27 protein-coding genes are annotated in these 26,633 nt (G+C 58.0%); 18 read left to right on the forward strand and 9 right to left on the reverse strand.

Annotated features, from left to right (window positions below):
- Positions 1–20: 20 nt before the first annotated feature.
- The 8 genes from DM872_RS22145 to DM872_RS22180 are packed head-to-tail and all read left to right on the forward strand — an operon-like array spanning position 21 to position 6,652.
- Positions 21–1,922, forward strand: a complete 1,902-nt coding sequence (locus DM872_RS22145; RefSeq protein ID WP_179061441.1) for a Mu transposase C-terminal domain-containing protein — start codon at positions 21–23, stop codon at positions 1,920–1,922.
- The gene (locus tag DM872_RS22150; protein WP_179061442.1) at positions 1,909–2,823 is read left to right on the forward strand and encodes a TniB family NTP-binding protein; all 915 of its coding nucleotides are present in this window, start codon (positions 1,909–1,911) and stop codon (positions 2,821–2,823) included. Before DM872_RS22145 ends, DM872_RS22150 begins: the two co-directional genes overlap by 14 nt.
- Positions 2,824–2,833: 10 nt before the next feature.
- Positions 2,834–4,801: a TniQ family protein gene (locus DM872_RS22155; RefSeq protein ID WP_179061443.1), complete on the forward strand. Its 1,968-nt coding sequence runs from the start codon at positions 2,834–2,836 to the stop codon at positions 4,799–4,801.
- Entirely contained in the window at positions 4,798–5,154 is a 357-nt protein-coding gene (locus tag DM872_RS22160) for a hypothetical protein (RefSeq protein WP_179061444.1), read from the forward strand. The genes DM872_RS22155 and DM872_RS22160 overlap by 4 nt, the downstream gene beginning before the upstream one ends.
- Positions 5,155–5,171: 17 nt before the next feature.
- On the forward strand, positions 5,172–5,501 hold the full coding sequence (locus tag DM872_RS22165; protein WP_179061445.1) for a hypothetical protein: 330 nt from the start codon (positions 5,172–5,174) through the stop codon (positions 5,499–5,501).
- Between the two features lie 22 nt (positions 5,502–5,523).
- On the forward strand, positions 5,524–5,922 hold the full coding sequence (locus DM872_RS22170; protein ID WP_179061446.1) for a hypothetical protein: 399 nt from the start codon (positions 5,524–5,526) through the stop codon (positions 5,920–5,922).
- Complete coding sequence (locus DM872_RS22175; protein WP_179061447.1) at positions 5,922–6,332, forward strand: DUF6957 family protein; 411 nt, start codon at positions 5,922–5,924, stop codon at positions 6,330–6,332. The genes DM872_RS22170 and DM872_RS22175 overlap by 1 nt, the downstream gene beginning before the upstream one ends.
- Before the next feature lie 20 nt (positions 6,333–6,352).
- Positions 6,353–6,652 carry a hypothetical protein gene (locus DM872_RS22180; protein ID WP_179061448.1) on the forward strand — a complete coding sequence of 100 codons (300 nt, stop codon included), beginning with the start codon at positions 6,353–6,355 and terminating at the stop codon, positions 6,650–6,652.
- Positions 6,653–6,757: 105 nt separating this feature from the next.
- Here DM872_RS22180 and DM872_RS22185 read toward each other — a convergent pair whose 3' ends face one another.
- Positions 6,758–7,165 (reverse strand): antitoxin Xre/MbcA/ParS toxin-binding domain-containing protein, encoded by a 408-nt coding sequence (locus DM872_RS22185; RefSeq protein ID WP_179061449.1) that lies wholly within the window; start codon positions 7,163–7,165, stop codon positions 6,758–6,760.
- Positions 7,166–7,356: 191 nt separating this feature from the next.
- Between DM872_RS22185 and DM872_RS22190 the strand changes: the two genes are divergently transcribed.
- Positions 7,357–8,091 carry a metallophosphoesterase gene (locus DM872_RS22190; RefSeq protein WP_179061450.1) on the forward strand — a complete coding sequence of 245 codons (735 nt, stop codon included), beginning with the start codon at positions 7,357–7,359 and terminating at the stop codon, positions 8,089–8,091.
- 105 nt (positions 8,092–8,196) lie between these two features.
- The gene (locus tag DM872_RS22195; RefSeq protein ID WP_179061451.1) at positions 8,197–8,706 is read left to right on the forward strand and encodes a type II toxin-antitoxin system Phd/YefM family antitoxin; all 510 of its coding nucleotides are present in this window, start codon (positions 8,197–8,199) and stop codon (positions 8,704–8,706) included.
- A 56-nt stretch (positions 8,707–8,762) separates the two neighbouring features.
- On the opposite strand, the gene DM872_RS22200 is transcribed toward DM872_RS22195, so the two are convergent.
- From DM872_RS22200 to DM872_RS22215, 4 genes are all read right to left on the reverse strand, one after another.
- Positions 8,763–9,251 carry a PIN domain-containing protein gene (locus DM872_RS22200; RefSeq protein ID WP_179061452.1) on the reverse strand — a complete coding sequence of 163 codons (489 nt, stop codon included), beginning with the start codon at positions 9,249–9,251 and terminating at the stop codon, positions 8,763–8,765.
- Positions 9,232–10,299 (reverse strand): helix-turn-helix domain-containing protein, encoded by a 1,068-nt coding sequence (locus DM872_RS22205; protein WP_179061453.1) that lies wholly within the window; start codon positions 10,297–10,299, stop codon positions 9,232–9,234. Before DM872_RS22205 ends, DM872_RS22200 begins: the two co-directional genes overlap by 20 nt.
- 143 nt (positions 10,300–10,442) lie before the next feature.
- On the reverse strand, positions 10,443–10,994 hold the full coding sequence (locus DM872_RS22210; RefSeq protein WP_179061454.1) for a GIY-YIG nuclease family protein: 552 nt from the start codon (positions 10,992–10,994) through the stop codon (positions 10,443–10,445).
- Between the two features lie 72 nt (positions 10,995–11,066).
- Positions 11,067–11,594 (reverse strand): hypothetical protein, encoded by a 528-nt coding sequence (locus tag DM872_RS22215; protein WP_179061455.1) that lies wholly within the window; start codon positions 11,592–11,594, stop codon positions 11,067–11,069.
- 167 nt (positions 11,595–11,761) lie between these two features.
- Here DM872_RS22215 and DM872_RS22220 point away from each other — a divergent pair, with 167 nt between their 5' ends.
- Complete coding sequence (locus DM872_RS22220) at positions 11,762–12,904, forward strand: hypothetical protein (RefSeq protein WP_179061456.1); 1,143 nt, start codon at positions 11,762–11,764, stop codon at positions 12,902–12,904.
- Positions 12,905–13,964: 1,060 nt separating this feature from the next.
- On the opposite strand, the gene DM872_RS22225 is transcribed toward DM872_RS22220, so the two are convergent.
- From DM872_RS22225 to DM872_RS22235, 3 genes are read right to left on the reverse strand one after another with little or no spacing between them, the layout of a single operon-like run.
- The gene (locus DM872_RS22225; RefSeq protein ID WP_179061457.1) at positions 13,965–14,870 is read right to left on the reverse strand and encodes a plasmid partitioning protein RepB C-terminal domain-containing protein; all 906 of its coding nucleotides are present in this window, start codon (positions 14,868–14,870) and stop codon (positions 13,965–13,967) included.
- Positions 14,870–15,784, reverse strand: a complete 915-nt coding sequence (locus tag DM872_RS22230) for a plasmid partitioning protein RepB C-terminal domain-containing protein (RefSeq protein ID WP_179061458.1) — start codon at positions 15,782–15,784, stop codon at positions 14,870–14,872. The genes DM872_RS22225 and DM872_RS22230 overlap by 1 nt, the downstream gene beginning before the upstream one ends.
- Entirely contained in the window at positions 15,781–17,346 is a 1,566-nt protein-coding gene (locus DM872_RS22235) for a recombinase family protein (RefSeq protein ID WP_179061585.1), read from the reverse strand. The genes DM872_RS22230 and DM872_RS22235 overlap by 4 nt, the downstream gene beginning before the upstream one ends.
- Positions 17,347–17,455: 109 nt before the next feature.
- Between DM872_RS22235 and DM872_RS22240 the strand changes: the two genes are divergently transcribed.
- Positions 17,456–17,809, forward strand: a complete 354-nt coding sequence (locus DM872_RS22240; RefSeq protein WP_179061459.1) for a hypothetical protein — start codon at positions 17,456–17,458, stop codon at positions 17,807–17,809.
- Between the two features lie 43 nt (positions 17,810–17,852).
- Here DM872_RS22240 and DM872_RS22245 read toward each other — a convergent pair whose 3' ends face one another.
- The gene (locus tag DM872_RS22245) at positions 17,853–18,206 is read right to left on the reverse strand and encodes a hypothetical protein (protein WP_179061460.1); all 354 of its coding nucleotides are present in this window, start codon (positions 18,204–18,206) and stop codon (positions 17,853–17,855) included.
- Between the two features lie 135 nt (positions 18,207–18,341).
- On the opposite strand from DM872_RS22245, the gene DM872_RS22250 reads away from it, so the two are divergent.
- The 6 genes from DM872_RS22250 (at position 18,342) to DM872_RS22275 (ending at position 26,496) form a co-directional block, all read left to right on the forward strand.
- On the forward strand, positions 18,342–19,304 hold the full coding sequence (locus DM872_RS22250; RefSeq protein ID WP_179061461.1) for a hypothetical protein: 963 nt from the start codon (positions 18,342–18,344) through the stop codon (positions 19,302–19,304).
- Positions 19,301–19,774 (forward strand): DUF6998 domain-containing protein, encoded by a 474-nt coding sequence (locus tag DM872_RS22255; RefSeq protein ID WP_373273732.1) that lies wholly within the window; start codon positions 19,301–19,303, stop codon positions 19,772–19,774. Before DM872_RS22250 ends, DM872_RS22255 begins: the two co-directional genes overlap by 4 nt.
- 620 nt (positions 19,775–20,394) lie before the next feature.
- The gene (abiEi, locus tag DM872_RS22260; protein ID WP_179061462.1) at positions 20,395–20,967 is read left to right on the forward strand and encodes a type IV toxin-antitoxin system AbiEi family antitoxin; all 573 of its coding nucleotides are present in this window, start codon (positions 20,395–20,397) and stop codon (positions 20,965–20,967) included.
- A gap of 211 nt (positions 20,968–21,178) precedes the next feature.
- Complete coding sequence (locus tag DM872_RS22265) at positions 21,179–23,569, forward strand: TOTE conflict system archaeo-eukaryotic primase domain-containing protein (RefSeq protein WP_179061463.1); 2,391 nt, start codon at positions 21,179–21,181, stop codon at positions 23,567–23,569.
- A 279-nt stretch (positions 23,570–23,848) separates the two neighbouring features.
- A complete protein-coding gene (locus tag DM872_RS22270; RefSeq protein WP_179061464.1) occupies positions 23,849–24,910 on the forward strand; it encodes a hypothetical protein in 1,062 nt (353 codons plus the stop codon).
- 734 nt (positions 24,911–25,644) lie between these two features.
- Positions 25,645–26,496 carry a hypothetical protein gene (locus DM872_RS22275; protein ID WP_179061465.1) on the forward strand — a complete coding sequence of 284 codons (852 nt, stop codon included), beginning with the start codon at positions 25,645–25,647 and terminating at the stop codon, positions 26,494–26,496.
- The last annotated feature ends 137 nt before the right edge of the window (positions 26,497–26,633 follow it).

Genomic DNA, 26,633 nt, shown 5'->3' on the forward strand with positions numbered 1-26,633 from the left:
TGGCTACGGGTACCGCAGTGATGCTTGATGGGACGCACTTCCTCATCAAGACCATCAAGCCGCTGCTCGGCGATATCGTGCTGGAAGGCAAAGGTGGGATTGAACTTTCCATCGACACCCGTGAGTTCTACAACAAGATTGCCGACGGCGCGATTCAGCTACCGCAACATGAGGTGCAGGCAGCGCAGCGAGCCTGGTCAGCCTCTGAAAGTGCGGCCGCCGACTTTCGCCTCGCGCTGTTAGAGTTCGCTCAACAGCTTGACGTACAAGGGCTGGAGGGGGCCGTTCGCCAAGAGCGGTTGGAGGTGTTTTGCCAATCACATCGACGCAAGCGGCCCTGTGACAAAACGATCAAGGCCTATAAGCAGCGCTATCAGCAATTTGGTTACGAGGGCCTGATTCCCAATTTCAGTCAGCGTGGTGGGGCGGGTTGGCGCTCCAAGAAAGTTGCCAAGGAGATAGCCCGTAACGCATTGATTGAATACTTCATGGAGGACGACAAGATCAACTTGACCTCCATGAAGGATATTGTCGATGAGTTGCTGAAGCAACACAACGAAATACACGGTGTCTCGGAGAGTATTGACCGGAAGACCATTTCCAGAATCCTCCTGAAGCTGCCGAAATCGCTGGTCAAGGGTGGGCGATTAGACCCACGAACTTACGCGCTCTGGAATAGGCAGGCAGTTGAGTGCTATCAAGTCCAGCTTCCCTTTGAGTTGGTAGAAGTCGACGCCAAAACGATTGATCTATATAGCCGCGACGAGTCTGGTGTGGTTCATACCCAGCTCACGCTTTATGCAATGGTCTGTGCGCGGACTTCTTATCCAATTGGGGTCTACGTTACTGCGGGGAAACCTAGTCAATACGCTTTGCTGAAAGTATTTGAGTTCTTCTTTACCCCCAAAGACGAAGTATTCAATTCAAGATTTGGTATTAAGACCGACTGGGTTTCGCCGTGTGGAATTACCGGCATTACGTATGATAATGGCCCCGAAACGAGCGCAGACTTAGCCTTGAGTTTAGTGCGGAAAATGGGCATTTCGACCGACTATGCCCGCATTGGTCGCGGGGATGACAAGCCACATGTTGAGTCATTTTTTAAGGTGTTAGACGAGCGCCTTCTAAATAAAATGCCTGGTGCCCAAAAGAGCCAGGATACGCGTGTCAAAAGCCGCCATGCCCGGGCCGAACAAGAGGCCTGTTACTCGGTCGATAAGATCTATCAGGAGATCGTTCAATTCATCGCCGATGTCTATATACATGAACCGTGTGCTGATTTGGGCTTCCTTCACGGAAAACGCATGTCAATCAAACAAGCCATGGATGAAGACCTGAAACGCTTCATGCCGCTACCTGCGCCGTCGTTGCAGCGTGTCCAAAATCTAATTTTGGATGTGTATCGAGACAATCGTAAGCTTCAATACTATGGCGTGGACTTCGAAGGTTTTCGCTTTTATTGCGCCGAGTTTGCGCAGTTGGCGCGAGATCGAGAAATTCAGCGCGTCGATATCCGGTTTAATCCGGAAGACTGTACCGCTATCTATTTTGTGCATCCGGACAATCAGAGCTTGATTCGGGCCGACAATAAGATGGTAGGTATACCAGCGGTGTCATTTGATGTGGCCAAGCAGTTGAAGAAGGCCTATACGGGTGATCCTGAGCAGATGACCGGGCATGATTATCAACGCGAGTATGCACGGACGCTCATGCGGTATGCGGCCGATAGTCGGAAGCGCCCCAAAATCAGGGATAACAACAAGAAACTCCGCGAGCAAGAACGACTCCGGCAGAAAGCCGATATTGCCGAACAGCTGGATAAACTCTCACCGCCCGTGTTTTCGGCGCATCCGCTGGCGGCGGACGATGATGATGATTTTACTCCGGCACCGCGTGTGGATCTGAGCAATGACCCGAATTAGCGAGCAACTGGTTTGCCATGATCGCTTCAACTACGTCAAAGCGGAAATCGAGGCGGTATTGGCGCGGGCGCGAGACGGTGATCCCCAGTTGCTGGCGGTTATCGGCCCGCCGCGTGGCGGAAAAACCAAGGTGGTAGAAACCTTTCTTAACGAGCATCAAGTTTCTGCCTCCGGCCGGACTCGCGAGATCCTCGGTATCGTCAGTCCAAAGCACCTCACGGGGCGGGCACTGCCGGACGCTTGCCTGGCAAGCCTGGGAATGGCCACCGAAATGTTCAAGAACCAGACAACAGCGACCGATGCCTTTATCAAAGTGGTGAAGCGGAGCGGTACCAAGCTGATCATTTTCGATGAGACTCAACACATGCTGGAGCGCGGCAGCTCCACGACGGTGCGGGCGGCTGCTGATTACCTGAAAGCTCTCTTCGACCAAACCGGGGCAAGTATCGTGTTGGTCGGCCTCCCGGCTCTGATCGGCTTATTCCAAGCCAACGAACAGCTTGCAGATCGGGCTCGCAGGCCCATCGAATATTTCCCGTACCGATGGGAAGGGAGTGATTACAAGAGCTTTAGGAGCGCACTGGCCGGTGCCCTGGAATATCTCCTGGAGAACTCTTGGGAGACATTTGATTGTAAAGACAGCGAGTTTGCCAGGCGTATGTATGTCGCGTCCGCTGGGCGTTACGGCATCATCAATAAACTCTTCATGGAAGTTCAGAGTATGGTCAGGAGTACTTCGAATAAGGTCGCTTCATACCGCGAGTTCTCTCAGGCATACGAAAAAACCATCATTGGCAGATTTATCGACTTCAATCCGTTTGACTTGACCGTCGAAATCAAACCCGAACACATGGCCCTGGTTTACATGAAGGTCATGCAGGAAGTCGGGGTCGAGGTTTAAGGAGAGGATGATGCTGACATTCACGGTTGAGCAAGAGTTTCATGATGAGAGTTTGAATAGCTATTTGGCGAGACTCGCTGGTGAGAATTTTCTCGGTTCGGTAAGTGCCTTACTCCGACCGGTTGGGGTCAGGTACAAGTCCACTTATTCCCAGGATGAATTGGCGGCGACCGCGCTCTGCCATTCTTTGGAGCTTCCCCTATTAGAGCGCTTGGCAAGGTTTCAGACGGTACTTGGCGCACTGGGTGGCGGGCAGTTTCTGCGGCGACATGGTGTGCCAGTGTGCCCGGTATGTCTGAGCCATCAGGCCTATGGTCGCCAGGCCTGGCATCATGAGTTGGTCACTGCCTGCTCAAAGCATCGCATTATGCTGGTAGCAGCCTGCCCCGACTGTCTGGAGCCGGTTGCACTGAACGGGGGTACGATTGGTACCTGTCAGTGTGGGTTTGATTTGGCAGCGGCCCCAGCAATACCGGCTGATCGCGCGAATCTGTTCGTCTCCGGGGTGTTGGCCGGATCGCAAATGCATGTGGCCACTTTGACCGGGCTGAATATTACAGCGGGCGTCCCAGCGGATGTCGATCGGTTCTTTCTCTTCCTGGCCAATCTGACCCTCTCCGTGAAGCAACGAAAGAATGCGGCGATCAGCGTGGATCGGGCCATCGAAATTAACCGCGCCTGTTTCCTGCTGGCCGAGAACTTGGAAGAGCGTTTTCGCGCGTTTGTGGTGGAGCAGGTAGCCAAGGCAAATGAGCTGGCGTCCGGTCGCTACATGCATAGCTTGGGCGACTGGTACCGAGAACTGAACGCCACGTTTGCTTCAGATGCTTATGCCGGCCTTCGCGAAATGGTCTACAGAATCCTGCTCAGGGAAGCCAAGGCGCCGATCAATCGGAAGATGAAGCAGATCGGCGCCGCGTTGCTGGAGTTCAAGGAAACCCTGACCGCAGCCGAGGCGGCCAGGGCCCTTGGCACATCGGCCGAGCGTTTAGTGGCATTTGTGCGTTGCAAGAAACTGAAAGGCACGATCATCAGCGGGAGCTCCAACGAGTACTGCCTGGTCGCGCGCCGAGAGGTCGAAGCATTGAAGGAGGCGGCCGCTGAGCTGATCACCGGAAAGGACTTGCTGGCGATGCTCAACATCACGCGCCGGGTTCGGGAGCGACTGATTGAAAGTGGTGTTTTGCAGCGAATGCCTGAGTGTGAACGGCCATTGTTCGCCAAAGGCCAATTTCGTCGGCACGAAGTCGAGGGCCTGCTGCAGCAGCTGGATCAGCATTACGACGAGCGGGTGGTCGAAAGCACTCTCGGTCTGGACGAACTCAGCTCCAGACGCTTTTCCGATCAACAGGCCTTAGATCTCTTCCGCCGAATCTTCAGCGGCCAACTCAAACCGGTGCAGAAATCGACCGGCATGCAGGGTCTGCTCGCCTTTCGCTTCGATGCCGATGAAGTCAGAAAGAGCATTAGGCAGGATGCTGGGCTCTTTGAATTGACCATTACCGATTTGACCAAGCTCACCCGTTGGAAACACGAAACGATCAAGGCGTGGATCGAACAGGGGCTGCTCCCGGCTCGCTCGGAAAGTAAACCAGGTGGAAGGCGAGTTTATATCTCTGTTGCCAATCTGATCTCGTTCCTTTCACAGCATGTCGTTGTGGCGGATGCTGCTGAGCGCCTTGGCAGCAGGTCAGTTTGGTTGACCAAGCCACTACAGACGAGGCAGGTGCTGGCAAAAACTGCCCTGATCAACAGTGACGGTAACCAACGGGGGTTACTGGTTTCCATTGATGCCCTGATCAACGTGGTCTCTTCGCGAGAGCCGCAATGGCGACGGGGTGGTGCGGCTGGTGATCCTGCCTCTGTCGAGGACGGGGGGGCAGTGCCCCAGGCGGGCTCCGAGCAAGGGCTGGCGAATCACTGTCATGGTGCGCACGCGGCATCCCGTTGCTGGCCAGTTGGCAGAGGCATTTCATGAAGCCGCTGAGTGCAGTCGAGGCACGTCGATTGGCCGAGGCGGTGCGGTATCCCTTTGCCGAGTCGGTTACCGCATACGTCACCGACGCACAAATCGTGGCCTGTTGTTGCTTAGGCATTGTGTATCGGCATTTGCGTGCGGATCGCTATGGGCGCTTTCAGGATGGCCATCGGATTCGGACTTCTGACATCCACTGTGTGGTCAAGGAAGGCCCGTACTGGATCCTCCATACGGTAAACAAGAGTCGCTATGTGGTGGTCACCTTTAGCCGACCCGGCGGACGCAAGTCCTTGGATGATTTCTTGAACGTGCTTGTCGGCGGCTTCCATATCACGCCGAAGCGACTGCAGTAGCACACGAGGCCGCCACGATGTCATCGACTGCCCTGAATCAAGCCTTGGATACGCCGGAGTTGCTGCGGTTGATGACGGCTTTGCTCACCAATGTTCGAGTCGAGTGTGGCTGTGCTGTCGGATCGATCCATGCGGATGTTTTGGAGCGCTTTGCCGACGGGACGCGAATTCGAACGACAGATATCGAACGCATTCAGCGATATCGCGGCTACTGGACGTTCTGGACGAGCAGTTACAGCCGCTACCTGATTATCAGTTTCGACGGTAGCGCGGGTTACATGTCGTTTACCAACTACGTGCTGCTGTTGCTGAAGGGTATTTACCCGGCGCCTACCACCCGACAGTGATCTGCCCACAAGGAGGCCACAGATGCGTCGCATTCAGGTGTCCCTTGAATTGACTGAAGGAGATCAAGGCACGCTGCTGTTCCTCGGGCTGCAGGCACGTGCCGTGGGCCAACTGTTATATCCCGGTGATGAGCTGAATGCCGTGCGCGCCGCTGAACTCCTGGGGCAACTTACCGCACAGCTGATGCGCCCCACGGAGAGTAGGCTCCTGGCCGCACGGGCTCAGGTGACTCGTCGTTTGTACGCGGAGGTTGGGCGTGCCGCCCTGTTTGTGGCGGATTCTGCAGAGCGAGAGCGACTGTTTGGTGCCGTGTATCCGATCGTCGCGGGCGACCCGTTTGCGCACAAGCGCCTTACCGAGATCTGCCTAGACCCGGGACTTGATGGGCTCAGCAACGCACCCGATAAGAGGGAGTGGTGATGGATATCGCCCAGTTTTTGTCGAGAGTGGCGGAAGTCTTCTATGGCAAGGGTGAACCGCTACCGGGCTGTGCCCTGACCGAGGCTGAGGCAATCGCTTGGGTGCAGCAGGTCTTTCCCTATAAGCCTTACTGCCTGGTGCGGGAGTGGCGCTGGCTTGATCTGCAGCTGGACGGGGCTGCTCTGGAGGAGGTCGAAAGTTCAGGCCGTCGCCCCGCCCTCATGTTTGCTGAAACGGTTATTTTTGACAGTCGTAGGCGTTTTCAGCCGGGGCACTGGGTTCGCAGCACACTGCTGGTGTCGTACACCGAGGGCGGTCTCTTCGAGACCCGCAATACCATTTATGTATTGCTTGGTGACGGCTGTCGGCTGAGTGCCGATGCAACGATCGTGCTCAGCCTCTTCCAATGAGGTGGGTTAGGAGGTGGCAGATGACATTAGCCGCTGATGACTCCAGTCCAGACGTCCATTGCGACGTGTGCGGCTGCGCTACCCGGGTGCCGGGCTATGGACAGCAATTTGGCACGTTGCAGGCGCACTGGGGGTATGGCGCTGCCCACGATGGTGGGCGCTACAAAGTGCATCTCTGCGAGCGCTGTTTTTTCCTGGCGTTGGCGACCCTGCGCCAGGAACATCGAATCCAGCACATGTTCGATGAGGAGGGGCCGGGCTTGGCGGACGACCATGAATTTGGCTTGGTGGCCCGGGATGATTTCTGGGGCGAGCGATGACGACACGGGTGGCGGTGATGGGATACGTGGTGGGTGTTTGTTCCATAGCGCGCTGTGGCTAACTGCCCCGTCCGGGGCTGCAGTCCAAGGAGCCGAAGATGGCGGTCATGCGGAAAAACCCTGACCCAGTTGCTCCAAGCGTTCCTGAACCGCAGTGAACCCGGGGGTCGTCGCAGCGGCTTCCAGCGGCGTCCGGTCGCCGAATGCAGACTGGCATTTGCTCAACCAGAGGGTCGCTTTGGCCGGGTCAGCGAACACCTCTTCGGCCAGGAGAACGAGCCGACATACTCGATAGAGTCGATCACTTTCGTCGAGCGATAGACGTTGGCCCATTGCACGACGTTGGCGCAGCGTCCGGGCCGTGATGATGCCCGCGCGGACTGCACTAATGCCATGGTGACCCAGGTTTTCGACGGCCTCAAGCGGGATTCCGTTTCGTACGAGCTGATCCAGCCGATCACCTGACGTTCCGCATAGGAGTTTCAGCAGCTCGGACTCTGTCGACTTTGTCATGCTCCACTCCGTCGAATGCCGGTGTGCTGGGCAGTATGCGGCGAACTGGCGAAAGCTTCACGGCCAGGATGCTGAACGCTCCACCCCCTCCAATGGCTCGGCTCAAGTCGCAGGAGATGCCAGATACAGGTGGTCAACTCCAGCCTCCACCCAGCTTGGGGCGATGTCAGCCAAAAACGAGGTGTCTTGATATGCGCATTCACCTGCTGTCCGATCTGCACAACGAGTTTAGGGTTTTCCAACCTGCGGCAATCGAGGCAGATGTGGTCATCTTAGCGGGCGACATCGATACCGGAGTGCGCGGCATCACCTGGGCCCGGCAAGCTTTCTCCTGTCCAGTGCTGTACGTGCCAGGCAACCACGAGTTCTACGGGGGGCACTTGGGTAGGACTTTGCTCAAGCTGCGTCAGGCCAGTTGTCAACACGTGCAGATCTTGGATCGCGATGAAATCATCGTGGAGCGGGTGCGCTTTCTCGGTGCGACGATGTGGACGGACTTCGCCGCGACCGGCAACGCCCCGGTAGCGTCAGAGCATGCTAGGTCGGTGATGAACGACTTTCGACAGATCCGCACCGACAACTTTCGACGTATCCGTCCCGACGATCTGCGTCGGCAATCGATGAAAACCCGCGATTGGCTGCGTGCTCGCTTGGCTGCGTCACATGACGGGCCGACCGTAGTAGTGACCCATCACGCACCTACCCTGCGCTCACTGCAGGGAAACCCCCACTCTGGGACGCACTTGGACGCCGCCTTTGCGAACCGGTGGGACGACTTGATGGGTGATCCGATCACTCTGTGGGTTCACGGCCACGTGCACATGGCAGTTAACTACGACGTTGCCGGGACGCGGGTGGTGTGTAACCCGCGTGGCTATCCGGGAGAGAGCACCGGGTTTGATGCTGGCCTGATCCTTGAGGTCTAGCCGGCAGCTCAGCTGGTCACGACCCGCGCGTGCACGGGCCAAAGCTTTTTTTTGGGGGGGGACTGGTAGCAATTCTCACGCGGTGAGATGGGGATGGAGGTGACGATGCAAACACTCGAATTTGATCAGGTGCGGCAGCAACTGGAGCAGCTCCTCAATCAGGTCGGCAGCGGTACACCGTTGCTGATTACTCAGGGTGGCCAGCCGTTGGCCAAAATCATACCGGTCGGTAAATCCGAGGTTGCGTCGGGGACGCGACTGGGTTTCTTGGCCGGGTCGATCAGCGTGCCGGACGACTTTGACCAGATGGGCGTCGCCGAAATCGAACAGCTCTTCCACGGCAAGGAAGACCGCGCTGCTCTACCCGAGCGAGCGGAGTGTCAAGTCTGTGGCGGCCGTTTGGGGTCAGCTCCAGGGCGGCAATTCGGAGAACTGTGGGCTGACTGGCGGAGCGGTGAGCACCAAGGCCAGCGCTATTCGGTAATGCTCTGCGAACCGTGCTTCTTTGGCGTCTTGGCCGATCTTCGCCGCCAGCGCATGGTGAGTTTCATGTTCGAGGAAGACCGTGACGTACCCGATGAGAGTTTCGGCTTGGTTCAGGTCGCCAAGCCGTAATAGATCGACATGAGTCCCCCCGACTGGGCACTACCCGCTAGAGGGGATGCAGCGACCTAAGCATGTGCCATCAGGTCGAGGCGGCGGAGCGCCTGCTCCCATGGTAGCCGTCGTGCATTGGCGCGCATGCGTTCATAGGCGGCTCGGGCCATGTCGATACTGATGATCTGGTGATGGATCAGTTCTTCCACCACCCAGACGGTGCCTCTGACCTCAACTGCCTCGCGCTCTGCCGTTTTCCGTAGCGCTAGGTCACCGGAAAGCAGTGGACACTGCTCCTGTCGGGCCAAGGCCAATGCAAAACAGTCGTTGCGGCTTGGGCCGGCCACGCGGGCCGTGAGCTCCAAGGCATAGCGCATCGAGGTCGGATTCAGTTCGCCTAACCTGAGTCCCCTGTCCAAGAGGTGGCTGTGCTGATCCTCCAGTTCTTCGGCGTACAAGATATCGGGAACACTGAATTGGTAAGGGAGCTGGAACAGCTGCTCGAGGAGCTGCCCTTCTTCCAGATCGATCAGGATGTTGGCATCACTGATGAGCAACCGCATCCAGCAACTCCAGCTTACGCGCCTGATGGAACTGGAACACCGGAACACCTAACAGTTCGGCAGCTTTGGACTCGCCAACGATGCCTTCGCCCAGGGCCCGATAAACCAATTGCTGGAACAGCAGGGTGCTTTCCTGGCGATACGGCTCGCCAGGTTCACGCTTGCGCCACCCTTGTTTGCCAAACACCATGAACAGGCGTTCGCGCGTCGACGGGGGAATGATCCCGAGATCCGCCGCGCGGTACAGGCAGCTTTGCATGCTGATGCCGTACTCCAGCTTCAGCAGATACAACTCCCGCACTTCCAGCATATGGCGCTTCGGGCCCAGTTGTTGGCGGATGGCGCTGGCCGGGAGCAGGAGTGCCGAGGCAAAGCGGTGACAGGCTTTCTCTTCATCTAGGGTGTCGGCCAGGCGTCCATGGAGCAGCAGGTGCCCGAGTTCGTGAGCCAAGGTGAAGCGTTGGCGGTCGCCAGGCCAGTTGGCAGAGATGACGATGACTGGCTTGCCGGCCACGCTGGCCTGCAGGCCGTCGAACTTCGCCTGCACATCCACCTGGGTAATGATCACCAGGATGCCGTGGGACTCCAGGACATCAATGAGGTCGGGAATGGGGTTGAGGCCCAACTCCCAGGCGGCCCGTAGTCGATCGGCCTGCTCATCGACTTGCTCCAGGTTGTCGATCCGAGCGGGGAGCCACGCGGGCACCGCGAATTGTTGGACGGGGAATGTTGGCCACAGGTTGGCCAGTTCTTGCCAGCGCTCGGCCTGGTCGAGGACATCGGCCTCGATCTGCTTGAGGAGGCTTTGTGGCGTATTGGAGCGCTTGCGGTATTCCACCCCTTGCAGCTCCACTTTCACCGGCCGGAAGAAGTATTCAACGCGCACGGACAAGGCCTTGCTCAGGCGAATGAGGATGCCCGAGCTGGGCATGCTTTCATCGTGCTCGTATTTCTTGACCATGTTGGCACTGACGCCAACCTGCTGCCCCAGGGCTTGCATCGACAGGCCAGCGGCGGCACGTGCGCGCTTGAGGCGTTCGCCAATCATGCTGTCCTCCTGTCGGTTTATAAATTTAATAAAGAGTTGAAAATTGTAAACCGAAGGCACCGATCCGTCGAGTTCGCGCCGGCCGGTTTCCGGCCTCGCGGTAACGCCTCCAAGACCACCGGGAATAGTCGAATCGGCGTTCGTTAGCGTGCCCCTTGGCGGCCAAACATCGGTCGCAGCCGGCGCCAAAGACTGTCCTCGATGGCCTGGATAATGGAGGGCGGTGTATCCGGCGCAAAGCGCCACGCGTGCAGTTCCAGACTGCCCGGCAGTGCCGTCGGTAACCAATGGCACAGCTGCAGGGCATAGGTTCCTTGAGGGCCATAGCCCAGGTGCTGTTTGACCCGGTCGAGCAACGCCAACGAGCTCCCGACATACAGCGTGGCCGACGGCGCTTGCTGGCGTGCATAGGCCCGTTGACCGCGTCGACTGGTTTTAGCCTCGGTAAAGGCCGCGTGCAGCACCGGTACTAACGCGTGGTCGGCAACGGAGAACTGGTACAGGTACGGCGTGGTCGACTTGCCTCGCCCCGCCCACTGCTCAAGGGCCTGCAAGGTCTGCTCAGGATTGCCTTGAGGGATAGTGGCCAACGGCACGTTGACCTGGTGACTGGCGGCAATGCGGGCGCCCCGCACGGCAGTGGCTTGGGCCTGCAGGTCGTCGGCGATCAGGTTCAAGACGGTGCCATCGAGCATCGCGAGTCTCCTCAAAGCAGCGTGGTGGAAACGGGTGGGCAAGCGAATGGCGACCGAACAGCCGAGCTGGGGTTACTTTTTCGCCCGCCTCGCCGACGAGTGTTCCTCAAGGAAGGCCTGGGCTTTGACCGGGTCGATCTCCAGCGCCTTGACGCTACGGCTGAACAACCCCGCGTAGAGCTTGCTGCAGCGGCTGAACACCCCCGTGGCGACCAGGGCGTCGACCACCTCGGTGGTCACTTGCATGGTGTTGCGGTAGCCGTCGGACTGCAGAAACTGCGTGCGCACCAGCGGATCCAGGGTGCAGCGCTGCTGTTCCGGCGGGAAGCGATCGAGGGTTTGCGCGCGCGAGTTGATGGCCATGTGAGCCTCAAGGGTCTTGGATTCAATGCCGGCGAGCCAATGTTCAATCAACTGCACGACGTCCAGCTTGGCGTCGGAGCCACCATGGGGCAGGCTGACATAGCGGCCATCGGCCGAGAGCAGCGGCGCAGTGACCGGCACCGTGCCTTGCCCGTTGAGCAGTTGCCGGTACTGGTCGATCGGCAGCACGGCGAACAGCGGGGTGCCATCGGCGGCATGGAGGTATTGGACAGTCATGGTTGAGTTCCTTAGTTTTTCTTAATTTAGCATTATTTTCCTTTATTTCAATTTTATTTTTTGGGTGGCACAGAGCCGAACCGCGCTGCGCTTAACCCGTCTACGGTTCAATCGTGGTTCGCGGGCTAGCCTCAACCTTCGCTCACTGTTTCCCGACGGAGGTCGCGATGTTCATCACCTATGACCGTGAAGCGCTGTTCCGCGAGGTTTGGTCAGCGCCCCTCCAGGCCGTCGCGCCGCGCCACGGCTTGTCCGATGTTGGCCTGAAGAAGCTCTGCGCGCGCCTGCAGATTCCCACCCCAGGGCGTGGTTATTGGGCCAAACAGCGCGCCGGCCACCGTGTCCCCGAGGCCCCTGCGCTCCCGCCCTTTACCGGCTCGCCCCGGCTGTTGCGGCGGTTCGTGGCGGCGCAGCCCAGTGAACCAGATCTGAGCGGGGAGCCGCGCCTACAAGCGATGCTGAGGTATGAAGAAGATCCGGCGCATCAGATCCAGGTCGCGGCCCGGCTCACGCGCCCGCACGTGCTGGTGGCGCAGTTGCGCGCGGCGCTCGAAAAACCCTTTCGCGATCGGCGGGATTTGCCGCGTCCGAGCGTCAGGGCCCTCGACGTCAAGGTGTCCGAGGCCATGCAGCCGCGTGCCTTGCGGTTGATGGACGTGCTCATTAAGGCGCTGGAACAACGCGGCTATAGGGTGCGCGTCAGCGATCACCGCACCGAAGTCGAGCTGCTGGGGGTGGCGATGGGGCTGCAGTTGAACGAGAGCACCACGCGCCGCAAGTACGTACCCACGGCGAAGGAGCAGGCCAAGCTGGCACGTGGCGAACGGGTCTACCTCCCCGAGTGGCAGTATGTGGCAACGGGCAAGCTAACTCTCCAGGCGGCGTATGGGTATGCCGGGCGCATCACGGATAGCACGCGGGCGCCGGTAGAGGCGCAGCTCAATCGGCTGATCGTGGCGATGGGGCGCTGGGCCGTGAAGACCCTGGTTGAACAGGAAGCGCGCGCGCAGGCTGAAGCGGAGCGGCGGCGCCAGCGCGAGGAAGCCCTGGCCCAGAAGGCACGGCAGGACGCCGAGCATAAGCGTCTCCGGCAGTTGGAGCGCGATGCCCGGGCCTGGCGGCGCGCCATCGGCATTCGCGCCTATCTGCACGCCATCGAACGCTTCGCCGTGCAAGCGGGCGGCCTGTCAGGCGAGCAGCAGCACTACCTCGACTGGGCACGGGCGAAGGCCGACTGGCTTGACCCCCTGGTGCGGGCGCCGGATGACGTGCTGGATCAGCAGATTGAGCTCCCGCCAGGGTGCGGGTGACCCCCACCCGGAAACGCCAGCCAGCGTGATCGTCATTTCGCCGCCGGTGTTACGGGGCGTTCGCGCTGCCGTAGCAGGCCGGGTGAGATGGGAACAAAAACCAGCGGGCGTCGTCTGCCGTGTTGGCAGTGCATTTCAGCAAGACATTGAAAAATATGTATTTTTTATTTTTGGCATGAACTGTGCTTTATCGAGCGCACAACAAAAACAATAGCCACAAGAACATCGCTTCGACTCTGGCACAACAAGAACAAGACGACAGAGCGGACGCAAACCGATTTTTTTGGAGAGGGTGGGCCGTTTCGGGCCCCGGCGACCAGCGCAACAGAATAAAACTACCTGAAGGTAGCACATGCACTGGTTGGTTCAGTTCATGACAATGGCAAGGCCAGCGTCCAAAAAAATCTGTTTGCCTTCGACCCCGCGTCGGGTTGGCCAAGACTGGCGCAACGCGCCCGGTCGCTAAAAACAACAACAGATCGATCAAGAAGAACAACAACGCACGCAATGATCTTGAGAGGGGAGCTTCGGCTCCCCTCTGTGCTTTCTGCTGCCTCGCTACCCGGTGTTCGCAGCGTCTACTCCTACCAGGTCATTAGTATCCCTACGCCCCATTGCCAGGGCGTAGCTCCACCACCGCCTGCAAGATCTCCTGCTCACGCCCTTCGAGGCTCTCATCCTTGGTTCGAGGAAAAGCTGTCCTCGGAAAGAGGTTTTCTGGGGCAACAATTCTTGGTCGTTGGTCGTTGGTCGTTGGTCGTTGGTCGTTGGTCTGAGTTCTGACCCTGCAAAGCTCCTTGCAGCTAGAGCAGCACCAGCAGCGGAAGGCCCTCACAAATTCGAAGGATCGCCCCTCTGCTACCAGCCATGCTTGTTAGGATAAAAAAGGGCTTTCTGCGCAAAGCTCTACAAAAGGTACTTGTACCTAGGGAGAAGAAATTTCATTTCCTATGGTTACAGGGCAGCAAAAAATCATGGATTCACCCGCTATTAGGAAGCAGCTGAAACCTCACTGGCAGCGGCTTCGGGAGCGTATATCCGAGGCCCAGGGGGCGTAGGCCTATTCCCTCGCCAGGTGACGGGCATCAGAGCTCACAGCTTCCATTATGGAAACCAGCTCTTCCAGCAGATCCGAATGGTGGCGCTGCAGGTAACCAGCGATTGCCTCGTTACGTAGCACTCGCGCCAGGTACCCTTTGGCAACCACCAAGACCAGCATGGTCTCTCCCAGCGTGTCCTCCACTTGCTTGTAGTCATGCTGGAGGTTCTCCATTTCCCGCTCCATGCGGGCAATGTCGACAGAGCTGATGTCGCCGGTTGGTTTCTTTTTCTTTTCTCGGAGCATTTCTGGCCGCGTGGCAGCCAACACCATGCGTGCGTAGTTGTGGGTGAAGCAGTTGGCCGAGATCATCATCTCGGCCGTTTCAATTTGCCGCATGGGCTTCATCTTCCGCAGCACCCGAAACACGTCATGGGCAACCATCTTGACCTTGAGCAGCTCAACGACTTCGGGGGCTATGCCGTCCAACAGGTTCTGGCGAGCATGGATGCGATCTACATTGACCCCTAGTACCTGGGCGATGCGAGCGGGCTCAATCCCCTTTTTCAAGGCAGCCAGGATCATCTTGTGTTCTTGAATCGGGGTTAACCGATTGATCTGTCGGTTGTAGGTGAACCCTTCGTCATCCGTCGAAATCAGGCATAACGCTTCGGTTCCGCCCAAGGACTTCAAGGCCTCGAGTCGAAGATGACCGTCCAGCAGGATGTAGGAGGACACACCACCAGAAATGACCGGCTGAGGATGCACCGCCAAGGGTTCGATCACCCCTAGCTCCCGGATTGAGGTGAGGATGGTCGAGAATTTCTTGCTGTCGTGAATCCCTTTGTCGAGCTTGCGTGTGGGCAGGATTCGCTCCAGCGGAATGGCGATGACCCGTTGTTCGAACGCCTGCTTGACCTGGCCCATTACGAAACCTCCCCGTGGATGCGGTCTGCCAACGGCTTGGGCATGTCCAGGAAGTCTTCGGTACGCAGCAACGTGCAAAAGTAGTCATCAGCCAGGAGTTGGCGCATGGCTGTGACGATGATGAGCAGTCGTTGCTCATTGATGTCGGCCTTCTTGATCATGACCTTTTGCCGGCGGACTTCTGACTGATAAGCATTGAGCAGCTTCTGCGGCGTGGTCAGGCGCTCCGCGTTTGGTTGCTGGCCATAGCGTTTGCCCACGGCTTTGCGTCGGTCGATAAGCCGACGAACCCGGATCAGCTGATCGCCTTTCAGCACGCCTGATTCATATGCCTCGACCATCGCTTGCTGGAGCTCGCTGTCGTTCGAGCGAGCGATTTCGGTCGCTACCGTTATGGGTAGCCAGCCCTTCTCTACGGCGGCGATCAACCGCTCCTCTCCATTGCGCAAGAGCAAGAGAATGCCGTTGACGTAGCTAACATCGAGGGAGGTTTTGCTCGCGATTTGCCGATTGGTGTAGCCGCGATCTGACAGCACCTGAATGGAGTACAACAGATCCCGGTTGGAGTGTTTTCTTCGCGCCAGATTCTCCACCAGGCTGATGAGATACCGATCCGCTTCGCTGGCGCTTACGACAATGCAGGGAATTTTTGTTTCGCCTAGCGCCTGAAACGCTTCGAAACGTCCCTGGCCACACACGATCTCAAATGTTTCCCCGAGGCCGTCGGCGCTGGGCGTTACAGTGATGGGCCGCTTCAGCCCGATGGCGGCGATGTTCTCCACTAGCTTGGCGAAAATCTGCCTGTTACGCGCTCGAGGATTGAGCACACGGATTCGCTCAAGGGGAATCAGGCGGATGGCGGATTCCTCGGCGACATGTAGCGCCGCTTTGCGGTGAGTGGGGATTGCCGTCATGCTGCCCTCCGATACGCAGAGCGGCGCGACAGCTCCGCCAGGATGTCCAGGGTGTCGAACCGGTATATCTCCAAGCTCGACGGATTACTTTCGGCGAGCCGCAGGTGTGGTGTCGTCATTTCTACGGTGGGCAGGATGTAGTAGTCCAGGGCGGACTCCTCCCCTTCGGCCATCCTCACCGCAACGCTGATGTCCGGGCCCAGGCCTAGGTCGATGCGAATCATCCAGCGCTTGGTGCCGGCCAGTGATACCTGGCAACGGCATAACACCAGTGAGATCAGCAGCTCCTGATTGACCGTCATTAGGTCTGTCGCCGGATCTACGATCACGCCACCCCCCACTTCGGCAATCTTCGTGATCGTTTGCTGGAGGAGCACCGGGTGCATCTGGCGAAGGCGCCGGTTGGCCTCTATGTATTGGTAGTCGCGTTCCGGGGTGTAGCCGATCAGTGCATAGCAGCGGAGCAAGCTGCCGAACCGATGCTGGTATGCACTGCTCGAAGGACACCTCTCTGACTCATCGATGAGCAATCCGGATAGATAGCCATGGCGCTGGTAAATCTGTTTGAGCAACCCGAGCATCTCGTCATCGGGCATACGATAGGAGCGTGCCTGGATGATCTCTTGGGCGGCGCGGAACAGGATGGCGTTCACTATGGGGTCAAAGGCCCCGTCCGCCCGAACCCAATGTTCCGGACTATTGCGCGTGCGTTGCTGCTTTAGCTTGAACGAGCTGCGATTCCAAACGTTGTTCCCGATGTACTTTTCATTGATCAGTACCTGGTGAACGGTGCCCCTTGTCCAAGGCCGGCAGTGGTCAGTGACTACACCGCGAGAATTCAACCAGTCAGCGATTTCGCTTTCGCTTCTGCCCTCCTCGACGAAGAGCCGATAGATCCACTGAACGGCCTCCACTTCCTCCTTGGGCCCGGGCACCAGGATGACGCGGTCAGTCTGGATGCTCTTGTGCTCCCCCTGACCTAGCTGCTTCTTGCGTGCTCCAGTTGCGTCGATCAGCTGACGCCTTAGGCCAAATCCGGCTGGGCCACCTTGCCGGTACCCCAATTCGATAAGTCGGGACTGCCCAGCGAACACCTTCACCGACAGTTCCCGGCTGTATTCCCCCGCCATCATCCGCTTCAAACTCTTAATGATGTTAGAGACCGGAGAACCATCATTGCTGAATTGCTCGGCGCAGTACTGAACCGAAACCCCTGCCTGACGGCAGCGCACCTCATAGCTGGCGCTCAGGTCAGGATCCTGGAAGCGCCCCCAGCGACTCACGTCATAAACCAGGATTGTGGAGTAATTGGCTCGCCCATTCTCGACGTCGTTGAACAGCTGCTTCAGCGCATCACGCCCCTCCAGACGCAGACCGCTTTTACCCGCGTCGGTATAGACCTTGACGATTTCCAAGGCGTGAGTCGCGGCATACAGCCGAATCGTGTCGAGCTGGTTCTCGGTTGAATACTGCTGGTGTTCCGTGGACATCCGCACATACGCCGCCGCCAGCGTCGCGTTATCTGCGGGTTGATCTACACCGGAGCCCACGAGTGTTCGCATCAGCATTGCCCCAGCCTGGTGAACCGCTACCCAGCGCAACTGAAAGAGTGGTCATGGGCCGCTAGCCGCTGGAATGGTTCTAAAAAGGTAGAAGACAGGGGACGGAAAAATGTTGACGAAAACGGGCAAAACTTTTCTCGACGCGGAGCAATACGCGCTCTACATCGCCAAGGCTTTGCGCACGGAACTCGGGACGACTCACCAGGCCACGAAGACTCTAATGCGTTGGACGAATGCGAAAGAGAGAACGGTCAAGAACTGGCTTGCCGGAACCAATGGGCCGCGAGGCGAGCATCTGGTGGCCTTGGTCAAGCATTCCGACCTGGCCCTGTCGGTACTTCTGGATATGGCTGACCGGCCTCATGCAGTAACGGCGTCGGAATTACCCCTGCTCAGGCAGAAGCTTCAGGCTGCCATAGTGGGAATCGATGCCATTCTTCACCCGAGGGAAGTTGAGCTGTAGCGTGTAATCCGGCATCGATTCCGTAGTCGCCGCGCCGTCGTGGTCACTCGCCGATAGACCGCCGTATGTCCTTCACGATTTGGTTCGGGGCCTTGTCTTGAAGCGCCAGTAGGGCCATACGAAGATTGGGTTGAAGTTGTGCATGGAAGTACCAAGGCCCCGGTTTGGACTCCGCATGACCTCGATAGATTTTGCAGAGGGTCGCCAGCAAAGTCTGGATGGTGGGGTTACTGCCCGCGTAGTGAACGAGTACCGATCCAGTCGACTGCTGGTGCACATCGATAACCTCGCCGAGGATGCGCAAACGTTGGTTCCAAGGCGCTGCGGGGGACAGCTCCATGAAGGCATCAAAGCGTGGCTTTTGCGGCGGCTCGTCCAGCCGATTTTGGTCGTTCATGGGTGACTCCTTTGGATGGTCAGGGCCTTCAATCTGCTGCGACCACCGCACGGAAAGGAGTCATAAAGGGGGTGGAAACGGTTATCCGCCGTTATCCTACGGCGCTCGATGGTTTAAGAAATGGAGGTTCGAGCCTTGGATTTGCTGACTGAACTGGAAGTCGTCAAAAAGGGCCTGGAGGTGGCGCCATCCGATGGAAAGCCGGCGGAAATCGTTTTATTCCTGGTGGGGAAGACGCTTGATGCGCTTCGGCGTGGCGTGGAGTGTGCTGATTTCGAACGCCGGCAGATTGTTTACGGGTGCCTACCCGCTAGCAAAGCCGAGGAGACTGATCCTAAAAAATGGGTGCCGCACATCAGTCAGCTTCAGCGGGTGTTGGCGGCTCATTCCGAGCGGGTCGAATTGCTTTACAGGAGTCGTGGTGGGCGTGGCAACCCGAGTACCTACCGTCTTCAGTTGGTGACGACAACCGGTGAAGAAGATACAGCGCCAGCAATCGCAGCAGGGGCACCTGCCTGGTCGATCCGTTACGTCCGCTCGTCAATCAACGGCATCAAACCGTTTTTTCTCGTCCGCCCCTTCCTTAATAAAGAGCTCAAGAACCGCAGCTGGCGCGGATTAGCATTCTTGTTTGGCGTCATTTTTCTCGGAGCGCTGGTCACGGCGGCGGTACCGTTACTGCTTCTGCTGTCGTTGGTGTATGGCACCACCACGATCGAGTTGAAACAGATCGTGAGCCTTGCCTTTCTATTCGTCGTTTCCTGGCTGGTATGGCGTCAGGTGTATCAACCCTTCTTTCAACTGATCGACGACCGTGTCGTGAAAGCGCCGGCTTGGGTCATTGGATTGATGGAAGATCCGTGCGAGTTGGAAATGCATCGGCAGGAGGATGGGCAATGGACACGGCTGGTGCGCTTCCAGGCCGAATGCGCGCTATGCGGAGGAGCCGTTGAGCTCAGGCCTGGCAGGCCCGATCATCAATACCCACTGGTGGGGCGGTGTGGGAATAGTCCGCATGCCCACGTCTATTCCTTTGATCGTATGCTGTTAAGTGGCACCTACCTGGGGCCACCCCTGGCATGGGAGGCGAACCAGTGAGCCGTCCTGAAATTATGGAGTTGCTTGGCCAGGCAAAAATCCTGGCGCAACGCTACCGCGCGCTAACGAACAAGCCACTGGGCATCACCGGCGAAGTGGCCGAGTTTGAGGCGGCCCGCCTGCTGGGCCTGGAGCTCACGGCCGCACGCCAAGCAGGTTATGACGCCACTGAAGTGTGCGACGGCGCTACGTGGCGGGTGCAGATTAAGGGGCGTTGTGTCCCATCGCTGCGCGAGGCCAAGGGGCGGCTCGGTGCGATCGACATCACCAAAGAATTTGACTCCGTGGTGCTGGTGCTGCTGGACTTTGAGTTTGAGGCGCTGGCCATCTATGAGGCGCCCCGAGCCGCTGTGGTCGAGCGACTTAATCGGCCAGGTTCCAAGGCTCGAAACGAACGCTTTTCGCTGGGCATCCCGCAGTTCAAGTCGATCGCAACAGTCCGCTGGCAGCGCCCAACAGTTGATTGCTGATCAGGCTGAGCTGGCATGTGAGCAAATTCGCAAGGCTTCAGGTTCCATCGCCTGAGTGGGCGTAGAAAGTGATGGGAGGTGGGCTTCAGCTCGGAGAATTGTGTGCGGACTGTCAGTACGGTCGACATCAAGGCGAACAATACTCGGTACGGCTCTGCGAGCCCTGCTTCTTTGGCGTCTTGGCTCATCTGCGCCGCAAGCGCAGGGTGAACTTCATGCTCGAAGAAGGCTTTGATTTGCACGATGAGACCTTCGGTTTAATCCCGAGTCGCAGGGAGTCGTAGGCTCAATCGCCTGTTGCAGTAATGCGAGTGGCCAAACCTCTTGGCACTCCGGTGAGGCGCAGCAGGCGACCCACCATGGCTCAGCCCTTGGGGGGACGGGAGAATACATCCATGGTCAAGCCCACTGGCAGCACCGGCCTCTTTCGGTGAGAGCGCTGGTGACCGGTTTCTCGCAACCGCCACGATCAAACCCATTGCACCTAATCACCTGAATCGCCAGTTCGCTTCGGATAGCGCCAACCGGCATTTGGTCTAGGACATGACCTGTGTAAGAACCGCCACAGACGGTCTACAGTAAATTTCACTATTCGCCACTTTCTGTGCATCATTTTGGTCATGAAAGAGACGCAAACACCCCGCCGGCAGCCACTGAGAAGGCTCTACGACGGTCTGTCCTCCCTGGCAACGCCTGAGCGATACCTATTCACCCCGTCCGATTTGCGTACCTTGGTGCCGGATATATCGGATGAGGCCTATCGATCGTTGCTCAGCCGGGCTTCGAGGGATGGCAAACTGGCTCGGATCTGTCGCGGCCTTTATCTTTACGTGCCAGCGAAAGCAAATCTTGGCGACCTGCTCTATCACGCAGCGGCTCGCCTGCGGGCTAATGAGTTCAACTACATCAGCCTGGAGACGGCACTGAGTGATGCCGGGGTGGTCTCCCAGATTCCGATCAACTGGATCACCCTCATGTCTTCTGGGCGTTCAAATAAAATCGACTGTGGTCGGTTTGGCACCATTGAGTTCATTCATACGAAGAAAAAACCTGCAGAGCTTGCTTCGCAGCTGAATTACGACAGCCGCTGTCGTCTGTGGCGGGCCAAACCAGCACTCGCGCTTCGGGACATGAAGGCTGCAAAAAGAAATCTCGACCTAGTCAACTGGAGCATGGTCAGTGAGCTTGTCTGATCAATTGGTCGACCCGGCCCTCCTGGATGCCCCGGGTTCTCACCGCTGCGGGTGTTCGTGGAGCGGGAGATGCTGCATCGCAACATTCTGCGGGTACTGAGCGAGACCGGCAGGAGCGACAGCTAACTGTGCCCAGGAACCCATGGTGTTGATCCTTTCGCTATGTCGGGTGCATAACTCGCCAGGTACATAGACTGTTACTGGCTGACCTATGAGCGACGCTGATCTGCTGACGCAACTACAAGCCGAAAACGCCCGCTTAATTGCGTTGCTGGAGGCCAATGGTATTCAGTGGCGCGGCCCTGTCGCCCCTGTCAATCAGGCTTCTGTCCCGGTGGGCGAACCCGTAGCACTGAGGCTGGATACCGATGCGAAGCTGGAGTTGTTCAGGCGATTGTTCCAGGGCAGAGCCGATGTTTTTCCGCTGCGCTGGGAAAGCAAGGCGGGCAAATCGGGGTATTCCCCGGCCTGTGCCAACGAGTGGCGAGTCGGCGTTTGCGAGAAACCCCGGATCAAATGCGGCGAGTGTCCGCATCGTCAGCTGATACCGCTGAGCGACCAGGTGCTGTATCGGCATCTGGCCGGCGAGATCGTCATTGGCGTCTATCCACTGATGCCGGATGACACCTGCCACTTCCTGGCCGTGGATTTCGACGAGGCCGATTGGCGGAATGATGTCCGAGCCTTCGTGCAGTCATGCCGAGAATTGGAGGTGCCGGTTGCGGTGGAAATTTCACGCTCCGGGCAGGGGGCACATGCTTGGATTTTCTTCGCGAGCTATGTACCAGCGTCTGAGGCGCGTCGCCTGGGTACCGCGATCATCAGCCATACCTGCGAACGCACACGGCAGCTGGCCCTGACCTCCTATGATCGGCTTTTTCCAAACCAGGACAGCATGCCGAAAGGCGGCTTCGGAAATCTGATCGCCCTGCCATTGCAGAAGCAAGCGCGTGCGCGAAATGCCAGCGTGTTTGTCGATGAGGAGCTGATGCCTTATCCCGACCAGTGGGCTTTCCTCGCGAGCATTTGTCCGATGTACCGCGACGACATCGAGCCGGCAATAGTCAGGGCCATTGGGCACCGCCATCCCCTGGATGTGATCGGTGGAGGTGATGATGAAGAGCGACAGCCTTGGGAGCAGCAGGCACCCGCGTCACGGAAACTGACCTGTCCGCTGCCCGTCGCGTTGAATGCGACCTTGGCCAATCAGGTCTATTTCAACAAGTCCGAACTGCCCCAGCCGTTGGCCAATCAGCTCATCCGGTTGGCGGCGTTTCAAAATCCGGAGTTCTACCAGGCTCAGGCCATGCGCCTGCCAGTGTGGAACAAGCCACGCGTGATTGGTTGCGCCGAGAATTTTCCCAAGCACATTGCACTGCCGCGTGGCTGCCTGAATGCCGCCCAAGAATTGCTCCAGGAAAACGGTATTGCCCTGGTGCTGCACGATGAGCGTTGCCGGGGTGAGCCCATCGATATCCGCTTTGCGGGTACGTTGCGGCCGGATCAGGAGACTGCCCTAAAGGCCGTGCTGGAGCATGACACCGGAATCCTGTGTGCGCCGACGGCCTTCGGGAAAACCGTGACGGCCGCTGCGCTGATTGCCAGGCGAGGCGTGAATACGCTGGTGCTGGTGCATCGCATGGAGCTGCTTCAGCAATGGAAGGAGCGCTTGCAGACTTTCCTGAGTGGTGAGAAGGGCATGATCGGCACCATCGGGGGCGGTAAAGCCAAGCCGAGCGGGCTCATCGATGTCGCGGTGATGCAGTCGTTGTCGCGCCAGGGTGAAGTCAGTGAGCAGGTGAAAAAATACGGACAGATCATCGTCGACGAGTGCCATCACCTATCAGCCATTTCATTCGAAGCCATCCTAAAGAGCTCCGCCGCCAGGTATGTGCTCGGATTGACCGCTACGCCGATGCGCCGGGATGGCCAGCATCCGATTATCTTCATGCAGTGCGGGCCCATCCGGCACATTGCGTCGAGGCCGGCGAGCGCTCCCGTTGATCTGGTGGTAATGCCTCAGTGGTTGCGTCAGCCGATGGCGGTGGCCGAGAACGTCGGCATTCAGGAGGTCTTCCGACAGCTCGCTGACGATGGAGAGCGAACAGACAAAATCATTGCGGCGGTCGAAGTGGCATTCAGGCAAGGTCGGAAGATCCTGGTGCTGACGGAGCGTACCGACCACCTGGGAGCTATCGAGGAGCTGCTGGTTGGGCGGGTGGAAAACTTGTTCGCGCTGCATGGCCGGCTATCCAAGAAGCAACGGGCTGCGCTGATTGGAGAGCTGGAAGCGTTACCACCCGAGACCCCACGGGTACTCCTGGCTACCGGCAAACTGGTCGGTGAAGGTTTCGACCATCCGCCGTTGGACACCTTGATCCTGGCCATGCCGATTTCCTGGAAGGGCAACCTTCAGCAGTATGCCGGGCGACTGCACCGCGAGCATGCCTGCAAGGCTGACGTCCGCATCATCGACTTCGTCGATGCCGGACATCCAGCGTTGTTACGGATGTGGGGCAAACGTCAGGCCGGTTACCGGGCAATGGGCTATCGCCTCGCGGATCCGTCGAGTTCAATGGAGTTGCTTGAGTCAAACGAGTAGCCAAGGATGCGCTGCATGACCCGCAATTCTGCCTATTTGTCCTAGTCAGTACCGTCGGAGTGTAGAAACTCGGGCCGATTCACAGGTCGCCTTCTGCGTACTGGACTCGACTTGTTCCCGCTCGCTAGAATCTTGCGCAGGCGCCCGCCCAACTTGCACACGAGTTAAAAAAGGCGCGTTACCCCTCCTCCCTGCTGTCTGAAACCTTCCAACGCCTGATCGTCTGGGGCTTAAACGTGTGCCGCGTGCTCCATACGGACAGGTTACGAGGATGGTTTCATGGCTATGAAAGAACTCGCCTACACCGCCAAGCGTCAGCTTGAGTCTGCAACCCAGCAGTCGTTCCGGCACGCGCATGTTCATGAGCTGCTGGCGGCGTGTTTCGGATTCAAGTCCAGTGCCGCACTTCATTCGCACCACCTGCTGGCCGTACTCGACGCCAAGCCAGTAATTCCGGCTGAGCATCTCCTTTGCCTCAATGGCCGACTGAGTGAGCTTGGTTACTCGCATGTCGCAGATTCGGCAGGTGCTGTGTTGTTGCAGCTCATCCAAGACCGACGGCTCGGTGCGGTTTCCCTGGACGAGGTGCTCGCGTCATTGAATGGAGAGGATTGGCCCGATCAGGATGATTGGGACTGGGAAGATGATGAGCAGGCATCGCCTGCGCAAAGCACGCCGCGTATAGATCTCGACCAGGTGGAGCTGCTCATGCACAGTTTGGCTGAGGTGGCCCAGCGCGGGGATGCCAAGGCTCACTTTGCCCTTGTGCTTCTATATAGAGGAGATGAGTTCGAGGAAGTTGAAGGCTCCGAGTACTGGCACTCCTTGTTGGCGCAAGGTCGCGAGCTGACCGGAATCGAGCTGGAATGGGCGCTGGCATACAAAGAGAACACCTCGAAGGAAGAGCGCCAAACTTTCCATCTCCAGGAGGCCGCGCGTCTTGGATATGGCGCAGCACAACTGGAGCTCGCCTTGGATGCTGCGCAGGAGGCCGAGGCGAAAGGCGATTTCGAGGGTGCCAAGCGTTGGTACACCGAGGCCGCCTCCCTGGGCGATGTCGACGCCATGCGGGCTTTGATTGACGAATACGACGAACACAACCTGTTTCAGAATTGGGTGTGGGTCTTCCTATCCGAACTGCTGGGTCATGACCTTCGGGAGAGCTCGCTGAGGGCCTATCATGATGGCGGACTGTATGCCGACCAGGATTACGACGATGACCAGGGGGGGCCGTTGTACGTGGCGGGTGATGAGGGGGTCGACTTGCCGGCAATCAGTGAAATGCAGGAGCAGGAGGCTAGGCAGCTAGCAGAACAGCTATTTCGCAGGATCACTCAATAGCTATGAGTTGTCCGCCAGCCCACTCCCAGCTGGGCAGACCGCCCTCACGTGGCGGCGGTTGGCTGATCCGCCGACAGCTATAGCGAATGGCTTACATCAGGTGAAGGTAACGACTGCTACCGAACCTTACGCCTCATTTGTAACCTTTAGGCATCGACTGAGCGAAGGAGTCGCTCAGAATCAAGGACGATGAACACGGATGTGCCGACAGGATGTCGGATCGTTGCAAAGAACCCGCTTCGGCGGGTTTTTTGTTGTCTGGAGGATGTGCAGACACTGCAGGACGGGTGAACGGCCAATGCGTTGGATGAACGCCACCGCGTGCGAGGGAGGTGCTTACCCAGCTAGGGGGGTGTATCCCGAAAGGGTGGTAACAGATAGCGTTTGGGGGAGAGTCTAGCGGGCCCTTGAATATTGAGCGTTTTAGCGTAACCTATTCATATATCTTGACTTTTTGTCAATTTTGCGAGCGGATAACTTTGGCCGAAGGTGGGAAATGGGCGGATAACTTTGGCCAAAGGAGAAATTTTCTTTGTCCGAACGGCTGTCTACCCCAGTTTTTCGGGAGCGTCAAAGTCGGTTTACTTTTCCCACCTCCACGAACGCAACGAAGCCCTTCCAGGAGCCCCGGCCAAAAGCCGGGGCTTCTTTTTTGGGGGAAGCTATACAGATAGAAATCGCCGAAACGGTTAATGAGGCGATGCTTCAAAATTGCCGCGAACGAGGGAAGTGCGTTGCGCATTATCCTGAGCCGAAAGGGCTTCGATTCATCCGCAGGCGGATTTCCCAGCCCGATCCTGCCTGATGGAAGCCTCTGTTCGCTGCCGATCCCGGACGAGCGCTCGCCGGTTCGATACGGCGACATTGCTTATGAAGGCATCAATCTTGGGGAGCTGGTTAGCCAGCTGGGAGGCAAACCAGCATGGAGTTGCAGGGGCGCCCATCTTGATCCCGATCTTCGCTTCGACGCCCTGCCGCGTGCCTATGGCTGGCGGCCTGTCTTTGGGCAAAGTGGCAGTGCCCAAGGGCATCTTCGTAACGAAGGCGTGGTGGTCGGAGATCTCTTCTTGTTCTTCGGTTCATTTCGACCTGTGGAGAACGTGCAGGGAATGTGGCGATTCATTCCTGGCCAGATGACTCGGCAGATCATCTGGGGCTGGCTGTGCGTAGGCGAAGTTCTAAAGATCGACGAGTTGCCATCCGACGCATTGCCCTGGGCGCGATATCACCCGCACTTTGCTTATGCGCCCGATCCGCACAACACACTCTACCTTGCCGCAGAGCAGCTATGCCTGGACGGGATAGCGAACAGCGGGGCAGGAATATTTCCCGGCGTCGACAACCGCCTGGTGCTGACTGCTCCGGAGGCGAAGGTACAGACGCATTGGCAGTTGCCAGCTTTCTTCGCACCGAGTGCGGAAAGCCCTGGGCTGAGTTATCACCGGAGACTGGATCGATGGGAGCGTGCGGGCGAGATTTGCCGGTTGCGGAGCGCGTACCGTGGGCAGGAATTCGTATTCGATGTCGGGGAAATGACGGAGCCTAGGGATTGGCTCCGCTCGGTGCTGGCGGCAAGTTCGAAATGAACCTTCACCGCGTTTTTTCCTTTATCAGCAACGGGTTACCTAGCAGAAACAGTGGGTAACACTATGCCGGGGAACTGGCACCAGGAGTGTTACCCCTCCCTCCGTCGAGGCTTATCCGGACGGGTCGTAAGGGAACA

The organism is Pseudomonas taiwanensis (assembly GCF_013393345.1).
In the GTDB taxonomy this organism is placed as follows: domain Bacteria; phylum Pseudomonadota; class Gammaproteobacteria; order Pseudomonadales; family Pseudomonadaceae; genus Metapseudomonas; species Metapseudomonas resinovorans_C.